We start from the raw sequence: 23,708 nt of genomic DNA on the forward strand, positions 1-23,708 counted from the left end.
AAAAAAAGCGGCCATTACGGCCGCAAGCTCAGGGTTTCAAATTAGGAGAGGTTATTCGTCTATTTTGTTCACAACTTTTTGCATTAATGAATCGTCAGCAAACTCGAAATTTACTTCGTGATAAATTACAATTTCACCGTTGACAGTAGAACTGCTATCGATAGTGAGTGTAGGAGACTTGTTTCTCCACGATGAATTATTATTGTTCCAATGAAAAATAATGTCACCCTCAATAACGGTGCCTTTGCTTAAGGTCAAATTGCCATTAACTGATTCTAAGTTACCACCAACAGTAACCCCATCTAAATCAACAGTGCCATTAACTGTAATTATATCGCCGTCAATTTCGCTACCGGAACTTATGTCGATTTTTCCGTTTACGGACTCAACACTTTTGCTAATTTTAGCGCCTTCGCCGATGGTAATTTTGCCGTTTACTGTGGAGACTTCTTCCGCCGTAAGGTTTTCACCAATATCGATTTTACCGTTAACACTCGAAATCTCTTCGGCCGAAACATTGTCACCCACTGACACTTTTCCATTTACACTTGATATTTCGTCAGCTTTCGCGCCATCAGATACACTGACTTTTTTGTTAACAGTAGTATAGCTTGATTTTTCAGAGTGCTTTTCATGTGCGTTTACGTGCACCACACAACCCGTAACCATAAATAATGTGACAATGCTGGTAATGAAAGCGAAGACGGGTTTCTTAGTTTGTTTAATCATTTGGTTCTCCTTGAGCCAGTGGTAAAACATTTAGCTTTTTGTATTTTCTTTTAGAATTTTGAATTAGCATTTTGAGTGCCATATTTAAATACTTAATAAAAACAGTTAGTTAAAAAAATTAAGATATTTAATAAGGCTAATGGGTTAGTAAGATTCACCAGAAAATAGCCAGTTTCTTAATTCTTTCGTTCAGATATCTGTAAGTCGCAAGTTAGATTGTAAAAGTTTACATTCACTTAAAATTAATTATCTGGAAGTAGCCGTTCGCACCTTACAAACTCGGTAAACCTGATTTATTGTCGACAATAGTCGTAAACCAGTAGATAAAATTTGCATAATTTTCATTTTAGGTCTAGTATTGTCGACAATAAAAATCCAATCGAATTTCTTTATGACTGAATTTGATACTGTGGTCACCAGCGCCGATAAGGTGTTTACTTCGCTTCGCAAGGAAATTGTGGAAGGAGATGTGGGTGCAGGCGCAAAACTCAGTGAAGCTGAATTGTCGACAAAATATGGTGTGAGTCGAGCTGTTGTTCGTGAAGCCATTAATCGCTTGGTCAGTATCAACATAGTTGAACGTAAAGCTAATGTCGGTGCAAGAGTAGTCTCGTTAACACTTCAAGGATTGGTCGAGCTTTATCAAGTCAGAGAGGCATTAGAAGGAATGGCTGCGCGCCTTGCCGCTCAGAACATGACAGACCTCGAAGTAAAAGCTCTGCAATCATTAATTGATAGCCATTCAGACAAAGTTGTCGATGGACAACGTTACTATCAAGAAGCTGGCGACGTCGATTTTCATTATCAAATCGCCAAAGGCAGTCATAATCAATATTTGTTTTACATGCTAACCAATAGCATTTACCACTTAGTAAGAATGTATCGCGTACAGCTTGGAATGGCCGGACCCCGCGTGAGTACAGCTTATGCCGAGCACAAACATATAGTGCAAGCTATCGGCAATAGAGATCAGGAATTAGCAGAAATGCTGATGCGTCGACATATTCTTTATTCTCGAAATAACATTGAACGAAAACTTGAGGAATCCCAATGACTCCAGGTAAAAAATTTAGGCAAGCTCTTGTCGATAACAAACCGCTGCAAATTGTTGGAACAATAAACGCTTATGCAGCCATGATGGCACAAAAATTAGGCCACCAAGCAATTTATTTATCTGGTGGTGGAGTTGCCAATGCATCATACGGATTACCCGATTTAGGCATGACGTCACTTAATGACGTTATTGTTGACGTGCAACGCATCACCTCAGCCTGTGATTTGCCTCTGTTAGTCGATATCGATACGGGCTGGGGCGGTGCTTTTAATATAGCCAAAACCATCAAAGATATGGAAAAAGCAGGTGCTGCAGCTGTGCATATGGAAGATCAAGTAGCACAAAAACGTTGTGGCCACAGACCAAACAAAGAAATTGTGTCTACTGCTGAAATGGTCGATCGAATTAAAGCTGCTGTTGATGCTAGAACTGACCCAGATTTTTTTATCATGGCGCGCACAGACGCTTTTGCTCAAGAAGGGTTAGAAAAGTCTATTGAACGTGCAAAAGCATATGTAGCAGCAGGTGCAGACGGTATTTTTGCTGAAGCCATCCAAACGGAAGAACATTATCGTGCATTTTCTGAGGCGCTAGATGTGCCAATTTTGGCTAACATCACAGAGTTCGGTAAAACCGAATTATGGAACGCCAAAGAACTAGGTGAATGGGGTGCGGCAATGGTCCTTTATCCATTAAGTGCATTTAGAGCAATGAATAAAGCTGCTGAAACGGTTTATCAAGCAATTTTACGAGACGGCGACCAAAAAGCGGTTGTAGACACTATGCAAACACGCATGGATTTATATGACTATCTTGGCTATCACGATTACGAGAACAAGCTAGATGAGTTGTTCGCTGAAGGCAAAAATAAGTAGATCGCAGTTTTAAAACATAATTACACATAACAGATTTGGAGAAAATCATGGCTAAAGTACTAAGTGGTGCAGGACTTCGAGGACAGGTCGCGGGTAAAACAGCATTATCTACCGTAGGCGTGTCTGGTTCAGGCTTAACTTATCGTGGATATGACGTAAAAGAATTGGCGGAAAAGTGTGAGTTCGAAGAAGTTGCGTATTTAATCACTAAAGGTAACTTACCCACCCAGCAAGAATTGACAGAATATAAAGCTAAACTTAAGAGTTTGAGAGGCTTACCACAAGCGCTTAAAGAAGTTTTGGAGCGCATTCCAAAAGACGCACATCCGATGGATGTGATGCGTACGGGTTGCTCAATGTTGGGTAACTTAGAAACTGAAAAAGATTTTTCTGAGCAGCAAGAAATTACTGAGCGCATGCTAGCTTGTTTCCCATCTATCATTTGTTATTGGTATCGTTTCTCTCATGACGGCGTGCGTGTAGATGTTGAAACCGACGACGATTCTATCGGCGGCCATTTCTTGCATCTGTTACATGGTAAAACCCCAAATGCATTACACGAAAAAGTGATGCACGTATCTCTTATTTTGTACGCTGAACATGAATTTAACGCATCGACCTTTACGGCGCGTGTTTGTGCTTCTACGCTTTCAGATATGCATTCATGTATTACTGGCGCGATTGGTTCATTACGTGGACCTTTACACGGTGGAGCAAACGAAGCTGCAATGGATATGATTGAAAAATTCTCGTCTCCGGAAAATGCTGAAGAAGAAATGATGGGCATGCTTGAGCGTAAAGAGAAGATCATGGGCTTTGGACATGCCGTTTATTCTGAGTCTGATCCACGTAACGAAATCATTAAAGGTTGGTCTAAAAAACTATCTGAAGATGTGGGAGATACTGTACTTTATCCAGTGTCTGTGCGTTGTGAAGAAGTTATGTGGCGTGAGAAGAAACTCTTCTGTAATGCTGATTTCTTCCATGCGTCTGCATATAACTTTATGGGTATTCCAACCAAATTATTTACCCCTATTTTTGTTATGTCTCGCTTAACTGGATGGGCAGCTCATGTTATGGAACAACGTGCGGATAACCGAATTATCAGACCTTCTGCAGAATATACAGGTGAAGAATTACGCCCAGTTCCAGCTATCAGCGACCGATAATCACTAGGAGTCAACAATGACAACGACCAATTACGAGTATCGAAAACCTTTACCCGGTACTCAATATGATTATTTTGATACAGAAGCCGCAGTAAACGCCATCGAACCCGGTGCTTATGCGCAACTACCTTACACTTCAAAAGTGTTGGCAGAAAATTTGGTTAGACGTTGTAGCCCTGAAAATTTAAAGGTTAGTCTAGAGCAGCTTATTTATCGTCGCAGAGATTCAGACTTTCCATGGTTTCCTGCTCGAGTGGTTTGCCATGATATTCTTGGTCAAACGGCACTGGTTGATCTAGCCGGTTTACGCGATGCGATCGCCGAAAAAGGTGGTGATCCAGCAAAAGTAAATCCTGTAGTGCCTACGCAGCTAGTAGTAGACCATTCTCTTGCTGTAGAGCACGCAGGTTTTGAAAAAGATGCGTTTGAGAAGAACCGTGCCATTGAAGATAAGCGAAACGAAGATAGATTCCATTTTATTAATTGGACCAAGACTGCCTTTGAAAACGTTGATGTAATACCTCAAGGTAATGGTATTTTGCATCAAATTAACCTTGAAAGAATGTCACCAGTTGTGCAGATTCGAGATGGCGTGTGCTTCCCGGATACCTTAGTGGGCACCGATAGCCACACCCCCATGGTAGATGCCTTAGGTGTTATTTCTATAGGCGTTGGTGGTTTAGAAGCTGAAAGCGTGATGCTTGGTCGAGCTTCGTATATGAGATTACCAGATATCGTAGGGGTGGAAGTGACTGGTAAACCAGCGCCCGGTATTACTGCGACTGATATCGTATTAGCGTTAACCGAGTTTTTACGCAATGAAAAAGTGGTTTCAACCTACTTAGAATTCTACGGTGAAGGTACTCAACATCTAACTCTAGGCGATCGCGCGACGATTTCTAACATGACACCAGAGTATGGTGCGACAGCTGCAATGTTCTATATCGATAAACAAACTATCGATTACTTGACGTTGACAGGCCGTGATGACGAACAAGTTAAGTTAGTAGAAGCTTACGCAAAACATACTGGTTTATGGGCTGATAGCATGACTAAGGCTAAATATGAGCGAGTACTTACTTTCGATTTAAGTAGTGTTTGCCGAAATATGGCAGGTCCTTCAACCCCCCATAACCGAGTAGCAACAGCTGATCTCGGCAACAAAGGAATTGCTAAACCTTTTGAGATGCCGGCTAATGATGCCATGCCAGACGGCGCAGTCATTATTGCCGCCATTACAAGCTGTACCAATACTAGTAATCCACGCAACATGATAGCCGCTGGTCTGATTGCTCGTAACGCAAATAAATTGGGTTTGACTCGCAAGCGCTGGGTGAAAACATCTTTGGCTCCGGGTTCTAAAGCAGTTAAATTATATTTAGAAGAAGCTAACTTGTTACCAGAATTGGAACAACTTGGCTTTGGTGTTGTGGCCTTTGCTTGTACTTCGTGTAATGGAATGAGTGGTCGCTTAGATCCTGTCATTGAACAAGAAATCAAAGATAACAATATCTATTCGACTGCAGTATTGTCTGGTAACCGTAACTTTGACGGGCGTATTCATCCTTACGCAGACCAAGCTTTCTTAGCATCTCCTCCGCTTGTAGTAGCTTATGCAATCGCAGGGTCAATTCGTTTTGATATTGAAAAAGATATCTTGGGTCATGATAAAGACGGTAACCCAGTGACCTTAAAAGACATCTGGCCAAGCGATGAAGAGATTAATGCCGTTGTTGCACAGTCAGTTAAACCTGAGCATTTCCGCAAGGTTTATGAGCCAATGTTCGACATTAAATTAAAAACGGATGAAAAGTCTGATCCACTATACGAGTGGCGCGAAATGTCAACTTACATTAGACGTCCGCCGTATTGGGAACAAGAATTTGCCAGCGAACCTTCATTGAAAGGTATGCGTCCTTTAGCTGTGCTAGGTGACAATATCACCACTGACCATTTATCACCATCAAACGCTATTATGGCAAGCAGTGCAGCAGGTGAATATCTTGCAAAAATGGGCTTACCAGAAGAAGACTTCAACTCTTATGCCACTCACCGAGGTGATCACTTAACTGCGCAACGCGCAACTTTCGCTAATCCGAAATTGTTGAACGAGATGGTCACTGACGAAGACGGTAATGTGGTACAGGGCTCTCTGGCACGTGTAGAACCTGAAGGTGAAACTGTTAGAATGTGGGAAGCCATTGAAACTTACATGAACCGCAAGCAGCCGTTAATAATTATTGCTGGTGCAGATTATGGGCAAGGCTCTTCAAGAGACTGGGCTGCTAAAGGTGTACGTCTTGCAGGCGTAGAAGCCATAGTGGCCGAAGGTTTTGAACGTATTCACCGCACCAACTTGATTGGTATGGGCGTTCTACCTTTAGAGTTCAAATCTGGCGTAACAAGAAAAACCCTTGGTATTGACGGCACAGAAACCTTTGATGTGATCGGTGAGAAATCACCAGGCGCAACCTTGTCCTTAGTGATCAACAAGAAAACTGGCGAGCAATTAACTGTGCCCGTTACTTGTCGTTTAGATACTGCGGAAGAAGTCAGTATTTATGAGGCTGGCGGTGTGCTTCAACGCTTTGCTCAAGATTTCTTGGCAGCGAGCTAAGGTGATTAATATGGCTTTTGCACCTCAAATTAAAGTACCTGCCACCTATATGCGAGGTGGCACTAGTAAAGGTGTGTTTTTTATTCTCAATGACCTCCCCGAAGCGGCCCAGACTCCTGGGCCAGCGCGCGATAATTTATTATTGCGCGTAATCGGAAGTCCTGATCCCTATGAAAAGCACACTGATGGTATGGGGGGCGCGACTTCTAGTACCAGTAAAACGGTTATCTTGAGTAAAAGTGATAAACCAGGCCATCAAGTGAATTACCTGTTTGGTCAGGTTGCCATTGATAAACCCTTTATCGATTGGAGTGGAAACTGCGGGAACTTAACTGCAGCGGTAGGTGCTTGTGCTATTGAAAATGGCCTTGTAGATGCTGACTTAATTCCACAAAACGGTATTTGTGAAGTTCATATTTGGCAACAAAATATCGAGAAGACCATTATTGCACATGTGCCAATTACAGACGGTAAAGTGCAGGAAACCGGTGATTTCGAATTGGATGGTGTCACTTTTCCTGCGGCTGAGGTCAAAATTGAGTTCGTTGATCCTGCGGATGGGGAGGGAGCAGTTTTCCCTACTGGCAATCTAGTTGATAAGCTTGAAGTACCAGAGATTGGTGAGTTTGATGCAACCTTTATCAATGCAGGGATTCCAACCATTTTCCTAAAAGCTGAGCAGTTGGGCTTTACTGGTTATGAGTTGCAACCTGCTATTAATGGCGATGCTGAAACGCTGACAAAGTTTGAAGTGATTCGTGCTTATGGTGCTAAGCAGATGGGATTAATAAGCAATATTGAAGAAGCCGCTGCTCGTCAGCATACGCCCAAAATAGCGTTTGTGGCTGGCCCTGGCGAATATGTTTCATCCAGTGGAAAGACTGTCACTAGCGATTCCATTGATTTGTCTGTAAGAGCATTATCTATGGGCAAATTGCATCACGCAATGATGGGAACTGCTGCTGTTGCAATTGCTACTGCGGCTGTTATTCCTGGTACATTAGTAAATCAAGCTGCCGGTGGTGGAGAACGTGATACAGTCACTTTTGGACACCCGTCTGGTACATTGACTGTGGGGGCAAAAGCCTCTTTGGTTGATAACCAATGGCAAGTTAAAACTGTAAGTATGAGTCGTTCAGCTCGCGTGCTTATGGAAGGCTTTGTAAGAGTCCCTGGATAGTTTTAAAGTTGTTCCGCTACGCCTTGTGCGTAGCGGCTTAGCTCTGGGTATAACGACAAAAACGCCTCTTCAAACTGTTCTGTGTTATCCTGTAAGTGCACTTTAGCTTTATCCACAAAAGCCACAGGTCGACTCAGACGCTTTTCAATTTGATGACAAGCTCGAATCACTGATGAAAATTCTTGGTAGTCCGATAACCACTGATGCTGCAATAATCCTTGGCGCACTTGATTAAAACGACCATCTAAGGATACCTCGGTAGTTCTTAATTCTTGATAAAATTTATCTAACATAAGATGCAGATCAGGTGTATTAAACTTGTGCCAAAATTGACATAACAGATGGTCAAAATGCACGTCGATAACTAGGCCTGAAAAGCGCCGTATATCCTGAGGAAAACACTCTTTTAATCCCATTACAGCAGCGTGGTTATCGGTATAGGAATCAATTTTTCTATGTAAGACTATGCCCTTGCGTAAGTGTTCTGGATACGCAGTTAAATCGCTTCCCTTTACAAAATCTCCTAAAAAATTTCCTAGCAGGCTGGTACCCGTTGAATGGGCAATGTGAATGTGGGCAAGATAGTTCAATTTGAACCTTGTACTGACAGCTGTGTTGTTAATTGTAGCATGTTTATTAAGCGCAAAATCTTTCCATAATCAGTATTTAAGAGAAATGGAATTTTTCCAACTTATCATATTCATTATACGATTTATCAAATTTATTCATATGGGCTTAAAAAAAGGTGTTCAAATTTTTTACATTTTTATTCTCATAGTACCTTTTTTTGAAATAACCTATTGAAATATATGAAATATTATTTTGGCGTGATTTTTGTATATAGAATAATTGATACTAGATATTAGCGTATCTTTTCCAATAAAATATTCAAAAGGAGTCAAAATATGCTTGGAAAATTCTCAAAACTACTCGCAGTTGCTGTAACTAGCTTAACTGTCAGTAGTGTTTCTCATGCAGCTATAATAAATCTTACTGCTACTGCTGATGGGGATGTTCAAACTTTCGGTGGTGATTCAGTCAATACTACAAGCAATCGAATCGCAATTACTCAATCAGGTGGTCTGATTCGAAATGGTATTTTTGAATTTGATTTATCCGCTGTTGATGATGGTGCAACCATTAATTCTGTTACCTTTAGTGTAATGGCTACACGCTTTGTTTCAAATACCCCCAGTAATCCGACATCTGCAGTTCACCTATTTGGTTATAATGGTGATGGGGTGGTTAACATCGATGATTACGATGCTTCTGCAACACAAATCTATAGCTCTACCGTACCAACCGGTGGTGTTGATGGAGATTTATTTAGCTTCACATTAACAGATTTTGCGCCAGTAGCTGACGCTCTATTAGGTAATTTATTTACCATTAGATTTGAAACAGACAGTTTCGCGTCATTCAATTTTGCATCAATCGATGACACTTCGTTTGATTACCTTTTCCCTTCATTATCAATTGATTATACGGTGTCGCAAACTAATCCAAACCCTAACCCTGATCCAGTATCAGCGCCAGCAATGGCAGGCTTCTTAAGCTTAGCTTTGGGTGGAATTTTCTTGCGTAATCGCAGAAAAGCATAAACGTAAAACAAGTCAAATAGGCCCACTAACATGCGGGCTTTTTGTTGCGCTACATAAAATTTTTTAGGTGAATATACAAAGCTATTACTGTAAAACGGCTTTTACTCGTTGCAAATAACTTTGTTTAAGCAGGCTAAGCTTTTCTTCTCTCACGGTTTTTGCTTGCTCAATTTGGTTGCCAATAATTAGCCAGTTTTCGTCATCACTGCTAACTTGCTCCCAAACAGGTAAACCCTTTCCATTAGGGTTGCCAGTTTCTATAAAATTGCGCCAATAACTTTGCATTATTTGTTGAGAGCGATTTTTTGCTGGATAGAATATGGCACCAACCTCATTTCCATGGCCTGCTCCGGGAGCATCTTGTGGGCTAATTGAATAGAAATAACGATACCCAGCAGCAGATGAATTTTGCATAGCTGATGTTGTTATCATGCCTGCCAATACATAACGTAAATCACCGAATAAGTGTTGATAAGACAGCGACTTTACACTTGGATTAGCCAACCCGTAGGCGGATCTTACTTGCTCTAACTGTTGACCTAACAAGGCTTCCATGCGAGCCGGTTGAACGCCAGAATAAGGGTAAACGCTGCCATCATAACTATTTCCGCCACTAATGTAGGGCACGGCGTGTTGTTTACCTAGTAAAAATAAAACCCCGGGTTCTTCTGCTAGGGTCACACCATCAATAACAGGTAAGTGGAAGCCCGAAATTGCGTTGACTAAAGCAGAAGGTGAGATTGCTTTTAATTCGGCCACACTTAGGTCATTGATAGATTTATCTGTAGCTTGTTGAATCAAATCATTTGCTAAAACATGAGCATTGGCGCTTTCCGGTAAAGCGGGAACCGCAGGAGTGCGAGGAAATGGCCAAGTGCCATAACCGCTCTGAGCTATAGCACGATGGAATAAACCTTGGCTTTTTGGTGTGACCATCAACATCTGAATTGCCATACCGCCAGCAGAACCGCCCGCTATTGTAACGCGGTCAGCATCGCCACCAAATTTGCCAATGTTAGTTTGTATCCAGTTCAGTGCAGCGACCATGTCCATTAAACTATAGTTAGCACCAGCGCCTGAATCTATTTTAGGGTGAGAAAGAATGCCTAAAGCACCAAGACGGTAGTTAAAAGAAACCAATACTAGATCTTGGTTTACCCAATGTTCTATTACTTGATCATTCAAATCACCAGAACCGCTTACATAGCCACCACCATGAATCCAAACTAATACCGGTTTTTCGTCCTTCTTAGTAAAATTGCTGTTGGTAAATACATTAATAAACAAACAATCCTCACTATGAAATAATTGATTGCGTTGTGGACAAGATGAGCCGAAGGAGGTAGCGTCTATAGGCGCACTAAATTTTTCTATAGCTGTCGGTGGTTGCCAGCGTTTTTCACCTACCGGTGGTTGTGCATAAGGTATACCTTTAAAACTAGCAACCATAGATTTCTTTTCCCCAACGACTATTCCATTTTCTATTGCTACTTCAACGCATTCAGCACCGAGGGAAATAGAAATTATCAAAATCAATATAACCGGCAAAAGACAAAATCTTTTTAAAATACTCATATATACCTTTAGTTGTTAAATGCCAATCGATGTTGTATTCATTTAAACCTTAATATGAAAAAAATAGAGAGACTTACATTGTACATTTTGCTTGTGAGATAAAGTCTGACAAATAATCAGTACTTTGTTCATCTTTTCGGATGCCAACATATATTTGCTTGTTAATTCCAGATTCACCGAATTTAACACTTTTTATCGGCATGCTGTTAGCGTATTCCTTTACTAGCCATCCAGGTAAGGCACAGACTCCTCGTCCGGCGGCTACCATTTGCAGCATGATTTCGGTGGTTTCTATAATTTTGTGTTTTTTAACCGAGCATTTTGCAGGATTTAGAAATTGACTAAAAATATCTAAACGCATTGGCTCAACCGGGTAACTGAATAAAACTTGATCGCTAAGCTGATTTGGTAAAATATATTCGTAATTTGCCAATTCATGATTGTCAGAAACGACTAGGCGATGTTCATAGTCAAATACCGGGATATACTCAATTTGCGGTTTAAAAAGCGGATCCGGTGTTATCAATATATCTATTTCATAGCTTAATAATGCCCCTAACGCGCCAAACTGAAACTCTTGTTTAACATCTATATCAATGTCCGGCCAACGTTCTAGGTAAGGTTGAACGACACGCAATAACCACTGGTAACATGGGTGGCATTCCATACCTATATGCAGTGAACCCATCTCACCGTTTGCAATTTGTTTTAACATTAGTTCAGTATGTTGAAACTGTGGTAAAACTCTATTGGCTAAATTTAAAATGCGCTCTCCGGCTGGTGTAAGCCTTAGGTTTCGCCCCTCTTTTTTCCATATGGAAATATTTAAAAGATTTTCTAATTTTTTAACGCTATGGCTTAGTGCTGATTGAGAAAGGTGCAGGGTTTCGGCCGCTTTTGTTAAAGAGCCTTGCTGTTTTATCGCAGAAAGTATTTCTAAGTGGGATCTTTCTAACATCTATTTCTCCGAAACCGCAGGTCAATCATGAGAAAATATCATAAAAAAGGGAAATTAGAGTAATTTTATGCATGGAAAACTATCTCCCTAAATTCCCTTTGGTTTTACAACAAAGCGAGTTCCTTTCTGACGATGCTTGCCCCAGCACTCAAGGCTTGCAATTTTTCTTTGGCGACAGTCCTTGATAAAGGGGCCATACCGCAATTGGTGCAAGGATAGAGTTTGTCTGCATCCACAAATTTAAGGGCTTTTCGGATTGTATTTGCAACTTCATCTGGGGTTTCAATTTTATTAGTTGCAACGTCAATGGCACCCACCATTACCTTTTTACCTCGTATAAGTTCAAGTAATTCTAGTGGAACATGTGAGTTGTGACATTCTAAAGAAATGATATCGATATTCGATTTTTGAAGTTTAGGAAATACTTCTTCATATTGTCGCCATTCGTTCCCCAAAGTTTTTTTCCAATCGGTATTGGCTTTTATGCCATATCCGTAACAAATATGAACAGCAGTTTCACATTTTAAGCCTTCTATTGCCCGCTCCAGACAAGCGATTCCCCATTCATTCACATCGTCAAAAAAAACGTTAAAAGCTGGTTCATCGAATTGAATAATATCTACGCCTACGGCCTCTAGTTCCTTAGCTTCTTGATTTAATATTTTGGCAAACTCCCACACGAGTTTTTCACGACTCTTATAATAATCATCATACAAGGTATCAATCATGGTCATTGGACCTGGTAATGCCCATTTAATAGGCTTGTTGGTTTGACTACGTAGAAATTTTGCATCTTCGATGAAAACAGGTCGTTGTCGACTTACAGCACTTACAACTGAAGGCACACTAGCATCATACCGGTCACGTATACGAACTGTTTTACGCTCTTCAAAATCGACGCCGCTTAAATGTTCAATAAAGGTAGTTACAAAATGTTGACGTGTTTGCTCACCATCACTAACAATATCAATGCCTGCTAATTGTTGCTCATGAAGGGAAAGGCAGAGCGCATCGTATTTGCCTTCTAACAGACTATTTTGTTCAAGTTTCCAAGGTGACCACAAGGTTTCAGGTTCCGCTAGCCATATGGGTTTAGGCAAACTTCCGGCGGTAGATGTAGGTAAAAGAGTATTCATTATTTTTCTTTGCTTATTTTATAAATTTTACAGGGTGCAAGTAGAGGAGAACTGCTTAAGCAACTGCTGGTATGGCTTAATGAAATTTTCTTCAGCGAACTTACCTTGGACTTTTGCTAATTGGCTACGCTCATCTCTGTCGTATACAATTTGCGTTAATGAATGGTCAGCATTTTTAAGATTCGGCTGATAACACTGACCCGCAACTGCGTTTGCGTTATAAATTTCAGGGCGATATATCTTTTGAAAGGTCTCCATTGTGCTGATAGTACTTATCAGTTCAAGATTGCTATAGTCGTTTAACAGGTCACCGAAAAAGTAAAAAGCCAATGGTGCAACACTGTGAGGAGGCATAAAGTACCGTACTTGTAAGCCCATCTTCTTAAAATACTGTTCCGTTAATGAAGATTCATTTGCCAAATATTCATAGCCTAATATAGGGTGATGATTTTCCGTTCGATGGTATGTTTTATTGTCAGATACACTCAAACAAATTACCGGTAACTTACGAAAATTTTGTTGGTAACTGGCAGAGTGAACAAAGGCTTTAAATAATTTACCGTGTAAATCTCCGAAGTTTTCAGGGATACAGAATTGAGGTTTGTTCTTATTGTGATTTAACAATACAACACTAAAATCGTAGTCGCGAACATAGGAAGAAAAATTGTTGCCAACTATACCTTCACTACGTTCTTGGGTCTTATGATCTAAAATATTGGTTTTTAATATTTCGATGGATGGAAATCGTTGACCACTGCCTTGAACGTCAATATCTACCGAAATAATGTCTAACTCCACTGAGTAACGATCACCTTTGGGATTATCCCAACTCGCCAATGCATTGAACCGACTGTCAATCATAGTTAGTGCATTACGCAAATTTTGTTGACGACAACTACCCCTTGCTAAGTTTGCAAAGTTTGTGGTTATTCGCGTACTTTTTGATGGTTGATAATTCTCATCAAAACGCAGACTATTAACGGTGAAATTAAGTTCTTTTTGCATGGGTTGAAATCCATCATCTTAGTAAAAATTGTGCAAAATTAGTTGATAGACGGACGTTATACGTGAATATTGATATGAATAAAATTGACTTAAATTCATTAATCAATGAACAAAATTCATAATAGTGCTGTTATTAAGGTCTAGGCATAAAAAAACGATTTTCAGCTGATATGGTAAAATAATCACCTGGTCCACCTGCGCGTAATACCGGGTCGGCAAGGTGAGTTTGGAAAACACCTTGTTTAATCAGCGTTGGGGCAATGTGTACACCAACCACTTCTCCCAATACCATCCATGTTTCAAGATCATTTTGTTGAGAATCTTGTAATTGAATGATTTGTGTTTTCTTACATTCCATTACCACTGGACTGGCAGCAACATGCGGCACTGAAATTTCATTCGAAGCTCGTTTTTTTAAATCTGCAAGGTCAAATTCATCTACTTCAGGTTCTACCGCCTGACAGGTTTTATTCATAGCTTCAGCCAGCTCGGCACTGACCAAATTCCAACAAAATTCTCCAGTTTCTTGGATGTTCCTAACAGTATCTTTGTAGCCAATACTAGAAAACCCAAGAATGGGTGGGGTATAGTTAAACGCGTTGAAAAAACTGTAGGGTGCTAGATTAACTTGCCCTTTGCTATCCATACTGGAAATCCAACCAATAGGTCGAGGAGCAATAATCGAATTAAAGGGATCATGTGCTAAACCATGACCTTGAGATGGTTGGTAATAGTGGTGATAATGTTGTTTGTTCACAGATAAACCCTTACTGCTTTTTGGCGATTTTTTTTACCGAGCGTTCGTAGCATTCTTTAATCTCATTGAGATTTACCTGTTGATCGCAAATTAACATAATTTGTAGTAACAGTTGGCCGTCCACCGTGCCTTGGCTAAATTTAGAACGTAGGTTAGTAGTTTTTTGCCGAACGTTAAAGTTTTCCCAGAGTTTCTCAGACAGTTCCTCATGATCTATGCCCGCTCTTTTGATAAATGCCGGTAGCCAAGTTTTGAGCGTCTCTTTCCACTCAAGCTTGCTTACAACTAAAAGCTCTTCCATTTCTTGTGTAATGTTTGGATCTTTCTTTGGCATTGAATTAACTAGCAGTCACTGGGTAATTAATATAGTGTATAGAAATAGCAAAAGGAATCAATTAAAATTTAAAATATTTAATTTTTATTGATAATATTAAATTATTGCGCTACATTAAATTCAACTCCGTGGAAAGGAAATCGTTATGAGTTGGACTATAGACACAATAAATCAAGCTCTACAGGACAGTCAGTTTTATCAAAAGTATTTGGTAAAGCCTGAGCTGAGAGCCGCTTCTTTATTGCTAACATTCGAAAGTTACGGAGATTTACCCGTAATTTTGGCGGTCAGTGACAAACAAATGTTAATAGAGGTAGCGCTTGTAGAGCGTGATGAATTTAGCAACCCAGCTGAAATCGACTATCGATTATTGACCACCCACAAATATTTACCACTAAGCACAATTGCCATAGAAAAAATTAATGGCGTTGACTGGTATGTGCTATTTGGCGCATTGTCCACGGACAGCAACCTTGAGTTAATTGCTGAAGAATTATTTGCTTTGGTGCAAAACACTTTCAGTGTCATTGATGCTTTAGAGCCACATTACAAGTTTAATAAACAAATTCCCCAAGCAGAACAAGGAGTCATGAAATGAACATATTTAGTAAGTTATTCAGTGCATTAAAAGGCGGGGCTAACGAAATGGGTGAAGCAGTTGTAGACGCCAATGCCATTCGAATTTTTGAACAGGAAATCAGAGAAGCAAAAGCGGATTTGGCAAAAGCAAAAGAAAGTGAAATTTCTTTAGTGGCCTCAAAGAAACAAAATGAAGCCAAAATCACCCAACTAGAAAAGCAAATTGAGGAATATGAGTCACATGCTTCAGCAGCTTTGGAAAAAGGAGATGAAGCGCTAGCTCTGGAAACCGCTGGTCATATTGCAAAACTTGAGTCTGACAAGGCAACAACAATGGAAAGTGTTAGTCAATTTAGCAGCCATTGCGACAAGATAAGAGCTCAAATAGTCAAAACTGAGAATCAAATTAAAGAAATGGAAAGTCAATTAAGCCAAGTAAAAGCGACTGATTCAGTACACAAAGCACAACAATCCATTCATAGTAATCTGAACTCTGGATCATCATCAGTGGCATCAGCGAAAGAGAGTCTTGAACGAATTAAAGAAAAACAGGCTGACTTTGAGGCCAAGCAAGCGGCAGCGGAAGAATTGGAAACGGCCAGTTCTTTAGATCAAAAGTTAAAAGAAGCGGGAATTAAAACCTCTGGTAAAAGTGCTGAAGATGTTTTGGCTGCAATAAAGGCAAAGAAGGCAAGTGCTAAATAGTTAGCTAAAGATAAAACGTCTATTGCTCTTTCAAGCTTACAGGAATTTCTATGATTGAGTTTTTATTGAGTGACGCAAATACCCTATATACGGTGGCAATATGCATAGTGATAGGGCTTGGCTTAGTTGAAGGTCTCGCAATGATTTTCGGCCTAAGTATTGGTGCGCTGTTTGATGGCATATCTCCGATAGATATGGATTTTGAACTGGAAGCTGAAATATCGTCGGGAGGATTAACTGGAATACTAGGTTGGTTAGCCCTGAATCGCTTGCCATTGATGATTTGGTTTGTGTTATTTATGACTTGTTTTGGTCTTTCTGGCTGGACTGCGAATTACTTATTCGGAAGCCTGTTTGGAGTGCTACTGCCGACATTAATTAGTTTTCCAGTTGCATTGGCGGTAGGGCTTACCCTAACAGGAAGAATAGGTAAACGATTGGCTAGGTTTATGCCCAAAAATGAAAGCTCAGCGATAAACACTGACACCTTTGGAGGCCGAATTGCGACAATTACCTTAGGGACAGCTCGCGTTGGTTCACCAAGCGAAGCGAGCTTTGTGGATAGCTTTAAACAAAAACACTACGTAATGGTTGAGCCAATAGAAAACGGACAAGAATTTCACGTTGGGCAGCAAGTAGTATTGGTGGAAAAAGGACCTAACAGTTGGTTGGCAACAAATATGGAAGCATCCACGGAAAGTTAGTATGACACAAAGTTGTCATTAAGAAGATAAATAGGAAAGGAGTTATTTATGGAAACATTTACATCAGGCGGCACCTCTTTTACGTTAGTAATGGTTGGTGTAGGCATTTTATCCGTCATTGTTTTAGGTCTGATATTTGCCAAACTATATAAAAGAGCAACTAAAGAAACTGCTTTTGTTAGAACCGGTCTCGGCGGTGAAAAAGTTATAAAAGATGGCGGTGCCATAGTTCTACCCGTAGTTCATGAAACTATTCCGGTAAATATGAATACCCTTAGAATCGAAGTCTTAAAAACGCAGAAAGATGCATTGATCACCAAAGATAGAATGCGAGTGGATGTAAAAGCAGACTTCTATTTGCGAGTGGCGCCGAACGCTAATGGCATATCAATGGCGGCGCAAACTTTAGGTACAAGAACCACGCGAGCTGACGAAGTTAAACAGCTTATGGAGTCGAAATTTGTCGATGTATTGCGAGCCGTTGCAGCTGAAATGACAATGACCGAAATGCACGAGCAAAGGGCTGATTTCGTTCAAAAAGTCCAACAAAGCGTTGCGAATGATTTGGAGAAAAATGGTTTAGAACTTGAATCTGTGTCTTTAACTGGTTTTGACCAAACAGATTTGGAATATTTTAATGAAAACAATGCGTTTGATGCCGAGGGTCGCGCTCGCCTTGCTAAAATTATTGAAGAAAAGCGTAAAGAAACCAATGATATTGAGCAAGAAAACCGTATAAAGATTGAGCAGAGAAATTTAGAAGCTGAAATGCAATCTTTAGATATTAAGCGTGGTGAAGAAGAGGCACGTTTAACTCAAGAACAAGTATTAGCTTTTAAACGTCAGGAACAAAAGGCTGAAATTGCCAAGCAGAGGGAAATGAAGGAGCGAGAAGAGCGGGAAGCGGAAATTGCCAAGGAACGCGCAGTTGAAGTTGCTGAAATTGCCAAAGCTCGAGAGATTGAAACCCAAGAAATTGACAAAAATAAGGCTCTTGAACAAGCTCGAATCGAACAGCAGAAAGATATTGAAGTTGCCGAGCAGGTGAAAGAAATCGCGGTTGCTATTAAGTCTGAGGAAGAATCAGCAGCCAGAGCGAAAGCGGCAGAAGCAGAAAAACTCAAAGTTGAAAAAGAAGAAGCGGTAACTACAGCTCGCCAAGTTGCGGAAGCAAATCGTAAGAAAGAAATCGAAGTTATTGACGCGAAAAAAGAAGCTGAACGTGAAGCTGTTGGTGTTACCGTAGAAGCAGCTGCCAAGAAAAACGCAGCACATGACACAGCTGAGGCTATATTAACTGAAGCTAAAGCTAAGTCAGATGCGCAAATTTTAGAAGCTGAAGCAAGAGAGAAAATACTTGCAGTTGAAGCTGAAGGTAAGCAAGCGCTACACGAAGCAGAGAATATTCTTAAAGATGAGCAAATTGAACTTCAGCGCGCCCTTGCAATCCTTAAAATATTACCAGAGGTCGTTGCGAATGCAGTTAAACCTCTTGAAAATATTGAAGGTATTAAGATTCTTCAAGGATATGGTGTTGCCGGAAATGGTACAACACTATCAAACGGCTCGGCTGGCGCAGGGCAATCAAACGGTGGAATTGCAGAGCAGGTTACCAATGCAGCACTGAGCTATCGTGCAAACGCTCCCATAGTGGATTCTTTACTAAAAGAGTTGGGTATGGTTGAGGGCGACGGCGCAGGTTTAGAAGAGCTTATCAAAGGAAACAGTGCGATTTTAAATACTAAGGCTGTCAAATCGAATGGTATGACAAACATAGAACCTAGCACAAATGGCGTCTCAATGTATAAACCGACAGACACTACCGATAAGGATCAAACTTCGGACAAAGACGAGTAAATTTCTCGATTGAATGAACAAATATAAACACGCTCTAAGCAGTTGTATTTAAATGCAACTGCTTAGTATCGTTTTGCGCTGATGTTGTTTTTAAAAAGGTTTTCATATTCTAAAAATGAGCAAAACGTAAACAGATTGTTAAAAAAAGTCAATTGTGATTTAAATCTAGGTTTTACACACTAGTGTTTTGCCTAGCTAGCGTGCACATCATGATGGCATTTCGTTTGAGTTTTATCGGATTACTCTTTTTATCCTTTTCTGCTTTTGTTAGCGGAAACCAAGACAAACAATCTTGTGAACAATATCATCCAACAGATTTTTCTGCACTTCCGACCATTACGAGTTTTCCTGATCCTTTTCTATTACTTGATGGTAAGTCGATTACAACCAAATCTCAGTGGGAATGTGTTCGAAAACAAACCAAAGCTAAATTCGAACATTGGGAATTAGGTGAAAAACCGACGTCACCCGCAATTGTGAAAGGTGAAATATCAAAGGACAAACTTTTAGTTCAGGCCGGCAATAACGAGAAATTAATTGAATTTACTGCCGACATTTCTTTACCCAAACAGGGCAGTGCTCCCTATCCTGCAATTATAGCCTTGGGGCGTTTTTCCTTAGATAAAGAATTATTGAATGATGCGGGTGTGGCGGTCATCACACTAAACAATAATCAACTGGGCGAGCAATTTGGTGGCCATTCAAGAGGAAAGGGTAAATTCTTTGATCTCTATGGGGCAGAGCATTCTGCAAGCGCTATGATCGCTTGGAGTTGGGGAGTAAGCCGCATTCTGGATGTACTTGAAGCCTCAGAACAAAGCATGTTTGATAGTTCTCGAATTGGTATCACTGGCTGCTCTCGTAATGGCAAAGGTGCTATTGTAGCTGGGGCATTTGATGACAGGTTAGTATTAACTATCGCCCAAGAATCAGGCTCTGGAGGCTCGGCCAGTTGGCGTTTATCGGATTATCAAAGAAGTATTGGTCAAAACGTCCAGACCCAATCGCAAATCGTAACTGAAAATGTATGGTTTAGAGAAGATTTTAAGCAGTTTAGTGGCAAGACTGCCAAAATACCTGTGGACCATCACCAACTTATGGGTTTGATAGCCCCGAGAGGATTATTAGTAATTGAAAATACTTCCATGGAATGGCTGGGTAATCTAAGTTCTTTTTACACTGCGAACCTAGCGAAAACTATCTGGCAAGCCCATGGAGTACCTGAAAATATCGCTATCCATCAAGTAGGAGGGTATCAACACTGTCAGTTACCCGAAGCTCAAAAGCCTTTGGTTAAGAAATATATCGAACATTTTTTACTCGGTGAAGGTGAGCTCGAAGATGAAATCAATTTTACTGATGGCAACTATAAATTCACAGTGTCCGACTGGCAACCATGGAATGTGCCAAAACTAAACCACTGATAATTATCGATTAATTTTATTTATCAGCAAAGCTCGCATTTTTCTCGCTAATAAAGGCGATACTTCATCCAGCATACCCAGCTTGTCTTCTGGTATGTGCTTGTTAGGGGCTGGGGAAAATACATAATGCTCAAAAAAAGCTTTCCAAGCTTCTCTTTGTGCTTGAGGAAGACTTTTAATTGCCAGCATCGCATGGATAAGGGCATCATTAGGTACGCCTACGTGATCGTCAACTTGGCGCCACCAGTAATTAACCAGAATATTGAAGTCGCTCAACGCCTCTACATGATGCCACCAAGTTGCCGGAATATAGATAGCGTCACCCGGTGAAAGCACCGCGCACTGAGCGCTTACGAGCGCTTGTTTAAATTTTGGATATTTGTCGAAGTCTGGGGCATGGAAATCTACTAAGCTGGCTGCTTGCCCGGCTGGAGTAAAATCAATTGGGCCAATGTACAAATTCTCTATTTGCTCGGGTGGGAACAAGGTAAATCTGCGTTGGCCTGCGACATTGCATGCAAAGTTATCTGGAGCATCATGGTGAGCGGCTATTCGGCTTTGATTGCCCATCCAAATGCTGGCCAAGGCGTTGGGTAAAAAGCCTATATCATTACTTTTTCTAAGACTCGGAAAAATACTATCAACCATGGTAGAACCAACATAACGGGTTGGAGGGTTTGATTCGGTCTGGGATTGTTTGATGGCTGAAAAAACATCCCTGAGATTTTGATGGCTACGGGTAAAATTAAACCCTGATAAGTCTTGGTTGTAAAACAATCTACCTTTACACTCTGCGGGCGCTTGCATCAAATGAACGGGATTATCGTTATAAGCTGCTAACAAATATGCTTTTAACGCATCTGTAGACTCTTGTGCAACTTTTACCAATGGCCAATCACGAATAAAACCCTTTAGTACGACCGGCTGTGCGGCGTCCACTAGCTGTTTTGGATATCCCTCATTAGCATTGTATTCAATACTTTCAATTTGGGGTAAAGACGAAAAAATATCCATTATAAGGTACTATTTTTTCGTTCGATCAAACGCGTTAAATTACCTAAGGAAGCGATGATCATATAAATGTCTTTTAGCATACCTTGTGAGTGTAATTGTCCAATCTGTTCTGCGTTTAGCGCTGCTAATACGTCTTGGTTAATTGTATAAAGCTCGCCAAGACTAATTTTCTGTCCATTATGTAAACTAATACTCAGGTTAACAGGTTCAATCAATGCCAATTGTTCTAGGGCTTCAATAAAGATATCGGTTTGCTGATGCCCCTCGTGTAATGCCAATAAAATGCTACTGACTTCTTGTAGATAACCACTTTGTCCACCATGAGGCATAAATACACTTTCACCTTCAGTCTGGCTGATGCGTGGACTTTGCATATCAATGAAAACAACAGGTGTTTGTTGACCCTGTTGATTTTGAAAGCCAATTAAAAAAGGCTTACGTTTAATGCTTAAAGGCACATAGTGTGCTTGCCAGCCATCCTTAGTTAGAAACAGATTTTCACTTTCCGCCATTCCGAACAGAGCGATAAGTTCAAACTTTTTGGAGTGTGAGTTTTTGCGCAAAAAAATTGGAAATTCAGTTTGCGCGGCCTCTAATTCACTTGGAATCAGAGTTGTGTAGCTTTGCAACTCGCCATAGTCTGGATGCAGATCAGTAATGATCTTAATATCTTTATGGGTGATATTGTCGAGCATTTCATGTTGTGTACTGATATTGTTATCTAACTTTGACATAGGACTAGCTTCTTCTGGTTTTCATTTTCATTTAGGGTGCAGGTTGCAGTCCCTGTTGCCTAATACTTTCAATAAGATCTCGATTGGTGGGCAAACCACGCACCAATTTTTGTGTCATTTGATGGTTTTTCTTCAAATGCTGTTGCGCCAAAGCATGATTTAACGACTTTCTTTGAGTCGGTGGTGGTATGGAAGAAAAGCCCATGCCATATAACACGTACTGGTAACTTGCAGTGGGAAAAATTTCATCTACATGGGTAAAATCTTGATGCCATGGCGGCTGGTAGCGCCATAATTCCAATAATGTTTGCAAATCTTTTGGAATAGTCTCAGGGCGGCAGTTGTCAATCCAATACTCGGTATCTGTGCGCTTGGTTAACACATAATGCAGTTTTAAGAAGTCAATAATACGGTCCCAACGATAACTGAACTTATCGTTAAATCGTTTTGAGACTATGTCCATTATGCCTCTTGTAGCTGGTAATTGCTCACTAATCATAGCGGCAGATAACTCAACTAGGACCAAAGCGGAAGCCTCTAAGGGTTCTAAAAAGCCAGCGGATAAACCCACGGCGACACAGTTTTTATGCCAAAACTTTTCACGATGCCCAGGATTAATCTCAATTTTCCTAACATTCAATTGAGCTGCTTTTTGCTCTCCGATCAAATTGGAAATGTAGTTTCTGAGCTCTACTTCTGCGGCATTTTGTGTCGTATGAGCACTGGAATAAACATGGCCCACACCTCGGCGGCTAGGTAGTCCAATATCCCATATCCATCCAGCGCTTTGCGCGGTACTTAAGGTATGAGATAGGATAGGACTTTGTTCGCTTTCGTAGGGTACATGGGTCGCCAGTGCGGTATCGTTAAACAAGATATCTTTGCATGATTTGAAACCGATGCCATAGTGTTCGCCCAGCAATAAAGATTTAAACCCAGTGCAGTCGATAAACAAATCACCCTCTATCTCGCCCGACTGTTTGGTCGAAAGCGAGGCAATGTCACCATTTTCTGCTGAATTTACTGCGGTGACATGATCTAGAATATGCCTTACGCCTAATTTTTCGGTGCAATGTTGTTGTAAAAATTGGGCAAATTTTCCTGCATCCAGATGATAGGCGTAATTGGCTACGTGGGCGTATTCAGGGGTGGTAATTTGCTTAGGCGCAAGACCGTTTTCACATAACTGGCTTTGAAAGCAAACCGCGTCTGCAAAAGATACTTTATCAGCATGAGGTTGCCAAAATGGCGCTAGATTAATTTCATTAAAGCCTTGCGGCAACACCAGTGGATGATAATAGGCATCGTCATCTGCGCCTGTGACCCATTTGGCAAATTTAGCCCCTTGTTTAAACGAAGCGTCACAATATTTAAAAAAGTCTGTTTCACTGATCCCGGTTTTACGTAAGGTACTGCGCATGGTCGGCCAGGTACCCTCTCCAACGCCGATAGTCTTCACGTCTGGGGATTCAATTAGGCTGACCTTAATTCCTTTGTCGCTATGGGCACAATGTTCCGCCGCTAATACAGCGCAGGTCAACCAACCGGCTGTGCCGCCGCCCACTATGACGATATTGCGAATAGGCTTGTCCATCAAAATTTTGTCTCTTTGTGTTACAAACTCGGAAAAAGCGTCTTTAATATTGTAGGACAATACCAAGTCTGGTCCAAAATAAAAAACAAGAAGCCATCTTTCGACAG

At 40.7% G+C, this 23,708-nt stretch carries 22 protein-coding genes; 11 read left to right on the plus strand and 11 right to left on the minus strand.

The genetic code is table 11. The features are described from left to right. Positions 1 to 51 precede the first annotated feature (51 nt). Positions 52 to 729 carry a hypothetical protein gene (locus tag ACNKW3_RS03925; protein WP_427397962.1) on the minus strand — a complete coding sequence of 226 codons (678 nt, stop codon included), beginning with the start codon at positions 727 to 729 and terminating at the stop codon, positions 52 to 54. 391 nt (positions 730 to 1,120) lie between these two features. Here ACNKW3_RS03925 and ACNKW3_RS03930 point away from each other — a divergent pair, with 391 nt between their 5' ends. Genes ACNKW3_RS03930 through prpF form a run of 5 tightly spaced genes read left to right on the plus strand, consistent with a single transcriptional unit; the run spans position 1,121 to position 7,624 of the window. Continuing rightward, a complete protein-coding gene (locus ACNKW3_RS03930; RefSeq protein WP_427397963.1) occupies positions 1,121 to 1,783 on the plus strand; it encodes a GntR family transcriptional regulator in 663 nt (220 codons plus the stop codon). Next, positions 1,780 to 2,658 (plus strand): methylisocitrate lyase, encoded by an 879-nt coding sequence (gene prpB, locus ACNKW3_RS03935; RefSeq protein ID WP_427397964.1) that lies wholly within the window; start codon positions 1,780 to 1,782, stop codon positions 2,656 to 2,658. The genes ACNKW3_RS03930 and prpB overlap by 4 nt, the downstream gene beginning before the upstream one ends. Before the next feature lie 47 nt (positions 2,659 to 2,705). Beyond that, positions 2,706 to 3,827, plus strand: a complete 1,122-nt coding sequence (gene prpC, locus ACNKW3_RS03940) for a bifunctional 2-methylcitrate synthase/citrate synthase (RefSeq protein ID WP_427397965.1) — start codon at positions 2,706 to 2,708, stop codon at positions 3,825 to 3,827. A 16-nt stretch (positions 3,828 to 3,843) separates the two neighbouring features. Next, positions 3,844 to 6,444, plus strand: a complete 2,601-nt coding sequence (acnD, locus tag ACNKW3_RS03945) for a Fe/S-dependent 2-methylisocitrate dehydratase AcnD (RefSeq protein ID WP_427397966.1) — start codon at positions 3,844 to 3,846, stop codon at positions 6,442 to 6,444. 10 nt (positions 6,445 to 6,454) lie between these two features. After that, positions 6,455 to 7,624 (plus strand): 2-methylaconitate cis-trans isomerase PrpF, encoded by a 1,170-nt coding sequence (gene prpF, locus ACNKW3_RS03950; RefSeq protein WP_427397967.1) that lies wholly within the window; start codon positions 6,455 to 6,457, stop codon positions 7,622 to 7,624. Positions 7,625 to 7,626: 2 nt separating this feature from the next. Here prpF and ACNKW3_RS03955 read toward each other — a convergent pair whose 3' ends face one another. Further along, positions 7,627 to 8,214 carry an ACP phosphodiesterase gene (locus tag ACNKW3_RS03955; RefSeq protein WP_427397968.1) on the minus strand — a complete coding sequence of 196 codons (588 nt, stop codon included), beginning with the start codon at positions 8,212 to 8,214 and terminating at the stop codon, positions 7,627 to 7,629. Between the two features lie 315 nt (positions 8,215 to 8,529). Here ACNKW3_RS03955 and ACNKW3_RS03960 point away from each other — a divergent pair, with 315 nt between their 5' ends. Next, complete coding sequence (locus ACNKW3_RS03960; protein ID WP_427397969.1) at positions 8,530 to 9,225, plus strand: hypothetical protein; 696 nt, start codon at positions 8,530 to 8,532, stop codon at positions 9,223 to 9,225. A gap of 84 nt (positions 9,226 to 9,309) precedes the next feature. Here the strand turns inward: ACNKW3_RS03960 and ACNKW3_RS03965 are convergent, their stop codons facing one another. From ACNKW3_RS03965 to ACNKW3_RS03990, 6 genes are all read right to left on the minus strand, one after another. Further along, positions 9,310 to 10,800: a carboxylesterase/lipase family protein gene (locus ACNKW3_RS03965; RefSeq protein WP_427397970.1), complete on the minus strand. Its 1,491-nt coding sequence runs from the start codon at positions 10,798 to 10,800 to the stop codon at positions 9,310 to 9,312. Positions 10,801 to 10,873: 73 nt separating this feature from the next. Continuing rightward, positions 10,874 to 11,758 carry a LysR family transcriptional regulator gene (locus tag ACNKW3_RS03970; RefSeq protein ID WP_427397971.1) on the minus strand — a complete coding sequence of 295 codons (885 nt, stop codon included), beginning with the start codon at positions 11,756 to 11,758 and terminating at the stop codon, positions 10,874 to 10,876. A 104-nt stretch (positions 11,759 to 11,862) separates the two neighbouring features. Continuing rightward, a complete protein-coding gene (locus tag ACNKW3_RS03975) occupies positions 11,863 to 12,894 on the minus strand; it encodes a methionine synthase (protein WP_427397972.1) in 1,032 nt (343 codons plus the stop codon). 27 nt (positions 12,895 to 12,921) lie between these two features. Beyond that, positions 12,922 to 13,899, minus strand: coding sequence for a DUF1852 domain-containing protein (locus tag ACNKW3_RS03980; protein ID WP_427397973.1), 978 nt, complete (start codon positions 13,897 to 13,899; stop codon positions 12,922 to 12,924). 133 nt (positions 13,900 to 14,032) lie between these two features. After that, on the minus strand, positions 14,033 to 14,656 hold the full coding sequence (locus ACNKW3_RS03985) for a flavin reductase family protein (RefSeq protein WP_427397974.1): 624 nt from the start codon (positions 14,654 to 14,656) through the stop codon (positions 14,033 to 14,035). 10 nt (positions 14,657 to 14,666) lie between these two features. After that, on the minus strand, positions 14,667 to 14,990 hold the full coding sequence (locus ACNKW3_RS03990) for a DUF6471 domain-containing protein (protein ID WP_427397975.1): 324 nt from the start codon (positions 14,988 to 14,990) through the stop codon (positions 14,667 to 14,669). Between the two features lie 145 nt (positions 14,991 to 15,135). Here ACNKW3_RS03990 and ACNKW3_RS03995 point away from each other — a divergent pair, with 145 nt between their 5' ends. From ACNKW3_RS03995 to ACNKW3_RS04015, 5 genes are all read left to right on the plus strand, one after another. Further along, positions 15,136 to 15,588 (plus strand): DUF2170 family protein, encoded by a 453-nt coding sequence (locus tag ACNKW3_RS03995; RefSeq protein ID WP_427397976.1) that lies wholly within the window; start codon positions 15,136 to 15,138, stop codon positions 15,586 to 15,588. Next, positions 15,585 to 16,274, plus strand: a complete 690-nt coding sequence (locus ACNKW3_RS04000; RefSeq protein ID WP_427397977.1) for a PspA/IM30 family protein — start codon at positions 15,585 to 15,587, stop codon at positions 16,272 to 16,274. Before ACNKW3_RS03995 ends, ACNKW3_RS04000 begins: the two co-directional genes overlap by 4 nt. A 50-nt stretch (positions 16,275 to 16,324) precedes the next feature. Then, complete coding sequence (locus tag ACNKW3_RS04005) at positions 16,325 to 16,978, plus strand: YqiJ family protein (RefSeq protein ID WP_427397978.1); 654 nt, start codon at positions 16,325 to 16,327, stop codon at positions 16,976 to 16,978. Positions 16,979 to 17,068: 90 nt separating this feature from the next. After that, positions 17,069 to 18,835 (plus strand): flotillin family protein, encoded by a 1,767-nt coding sequence (locus ACNKW3_RS04010; RefSeq protein WP_427398181.1) that lies wholly within the window; start codon positions 17,069 to 17,071, stop codon positions 18,833 to 18,835. Positions 18,836 to 19,044: 209 nt separating this feature from the next. Beyond that, positions 19,045 to 20,259: an alpha/beta hydrolase family protein gene (locus ACNKW3_RS04015; RefSeq protein ID WP_427397979.1), complete on the plus strand. Its 1,215-nt coding sequence runs from the start codon at positions 19,045 to 19,047 to the stop codon at positions 20,257 to 20,259. A 3-nt stretch (positions 20,260 to 20,262) separates the two neighbouring features. Here the strand turns inward: ACNKW3_RS04015 and ACNKW3_RS04020 are convergent, their stop codons facing one another. The 3 genes from ACNKW3_RS04020 to ACNKW3_RS04030 are packed head-to-tail and all read right to left on the minus strand — an operon-like array spanning position 20,263 to position 23,601. Beyond that, positions 20,263 to 21,273 carry a cupin-like domain-containing protein gene (locus tag ACNKW3_RS04020; RefSeq protein WP_427397980.1) on the minus strand — a complete coding sequence of 337 codons (1,011 nt, stop codon included), beginning with the start codon at positions 21,271 to 21,273 and terminating at the stop codon, positions 20,263 to 20,265. Next, the gene (locus ACNKW3_RS04025) at positions 21,273 to 22,007 is read right to left on the minus strand and encodes a SapC family protein (RefSeq protein WP_427397981.1); all 735 of its coding nucleotides are present in this window, start codon (positions 22,005 to 22,007) and stop codon (positions 21,273 to 21,275) included. Before ACNKW3_RS04025 ends, ACNKW3_RS04020 begins: the two co-directional genes overlap by 1 nt. Positions 22,008 to 22,038: 31 nt before the next feature. After that, complete coding sequence (locus ACNKW3_RS04030) at positions 22,039 to 23,601, minus strand: tryptophan halogenase family protein (RefSeq protein WP_427397982.1); 1,563 nt, start codon at positions 23,599 to 23,601, stop codon at positions 22,039 to 22,041. Positions 23,602 to 23,708: the final 107 nt, after the last annotated feature.

This window comes from Glaciecola sp. 1036 (assembly GCF_050306235.1).
Taxonomy (GTDB): Bacteria; Pseudomonadota; Gammaproteobacteria; order Enterobacterales; family Alteromonadaceae; genus Glaciecola.

Bases quoted from the DNA above. Each gene is read 5' to 3' on its own strand.
- ACNKW3_RS03995 (WP_427397976.1), top strand. From the start codon at position 15,136: ATGAGTTGGACTATAGACACAATAAATCAAGCTCTACAGGACAGTCAG.
- prpF (WP_427397967.1), top strand. From the start codon at position 6,455: ATGGCTTTTGCACCTCAAATTAAAGTACCTGCCACCTATATGCGAGGT.
- ACNKW3_RS03930 (WP_427397963.1), top strand. From the start codon at position 1,121: ATGACTGAATTTGATACTGTGGTCACCAGCGCCGATAAGGTGTTTACT.
- ACNKW3_RS04005 (WP_427397978.1), top strand. From the start codon at position 16,325: ATGATTGAGTTTTTATTGAGTGACGCAAATACCCTATATACGGTGGCA.
- ACNKW3_RS03980 (WP_427397973.1), bottom strand. From the start codon at position 13,899: ATGCAAAAAGAACTTAATTTCACCGTTAATAGTCTGCGTTTTGATGAG.
- ACNKW3_RS04020 (WP_427397980.1), bottom strand. From the start codon at position 21,273: ATGGATATTTTTTCGTCTTTACCCCAAATTGAAAGTATTGAATACAAT.
- ACNKW3_RS03960 (WP_427397969.1), top strand. From the start codon at position 8,530: ATGCTTGGAAAATTCTCAAAACTACTCGCAGTTGCTGTAACTAGCTTA.
- ACNKW3_RS04000 (WP_427397977.1), top strand. From the start codon at position 15,585: ATGAACATATTTAGTAAGTTATTCAGTGCATTAAAAGGCGGGGCTAAC.
- ACNKW3_RS03975 (WP_427397972.1), bottom strand. From the start codon at position 12,894: ATGAATACTCTTTTACCTACATCTACCGCCGGAAGTTTGCCTAAACCC.
- ACNKW3_RS04030 (WP_427397982.1), bottom strand. From the start codon at position 23,601: ATGGACAAGCCTATTCGCAATATCGTCATAGTGGGCGGCGGCACAGCC.
- ACNKW3_RS04010 (WP_427398181.1), top strand. From the start codon at position 17,069: ATGGTTGGTGTAGGCATTTTATCCGTCATTGTTTTAGGTCTGATATTT.
- ACNKW3_RS04025 (WP_427397981.1), bottom strand. From the start codon at position 22,007: ATGTCAAAGTTAGATAACAATATCAGTACACAACATGAAATGCTCGAC.
- ACNKW3_RS03925 (WP_427397962.1), bottom strand. From the start codon at position 729: ATGATTAAACAAACTAAGAAACCCGTCTTCGCTTTCATTACCAGCATT.
- ACNKW3_RS04015 (WP_427397979.1), top strand. From the start codon at position 19,045: ATGATGGCATTTCGTTTGAGTTTTATCGGATTACTCTTTTTATCCTTT.
- ACNKW3_RS03990 (WP_427397975.1), bottom strand. From the start codon at position 14,990: ATGCCAAAGAAAGATCCAAACATTACACAAGAAATGGAAGAGCTTTTA.
- ACNKW3_RS03965 (WP_427397970.1), bottom strand. From the start codon at position 10,800: ATGAGTATTTTAAAAAGATTTTGTCTTTTGCCGGTTATATTGATTTTG.
- prpB (WP_427397964.1), top strand. From the start codon at position 1,780: ATGACTCCAGGTAAAAAATTTAGGCAAGCTCTTGTCGATAACAAACCG.
- prpC (WP_427397965.1), top strand. From the start codon at position 2,706: ATGGCTAAAGTACTAAGTGGTGCAGGACTTCGAGGACAGGTCGCGGGT.
- ACNKW3_RS03970 (WP_427397971.1), bottom strand. From the start codon at position 11,758: ATGTTAGAAAGATCCCACTTAGAAATACTTTCTGCGATAAAACAGCAA.
- acnD (WP_427397966.1), top strand. From the start codon at position 3,844: ATGACAACGACCAATTACGAGTATCGAAAACCTTTACCCGGTACTCAA.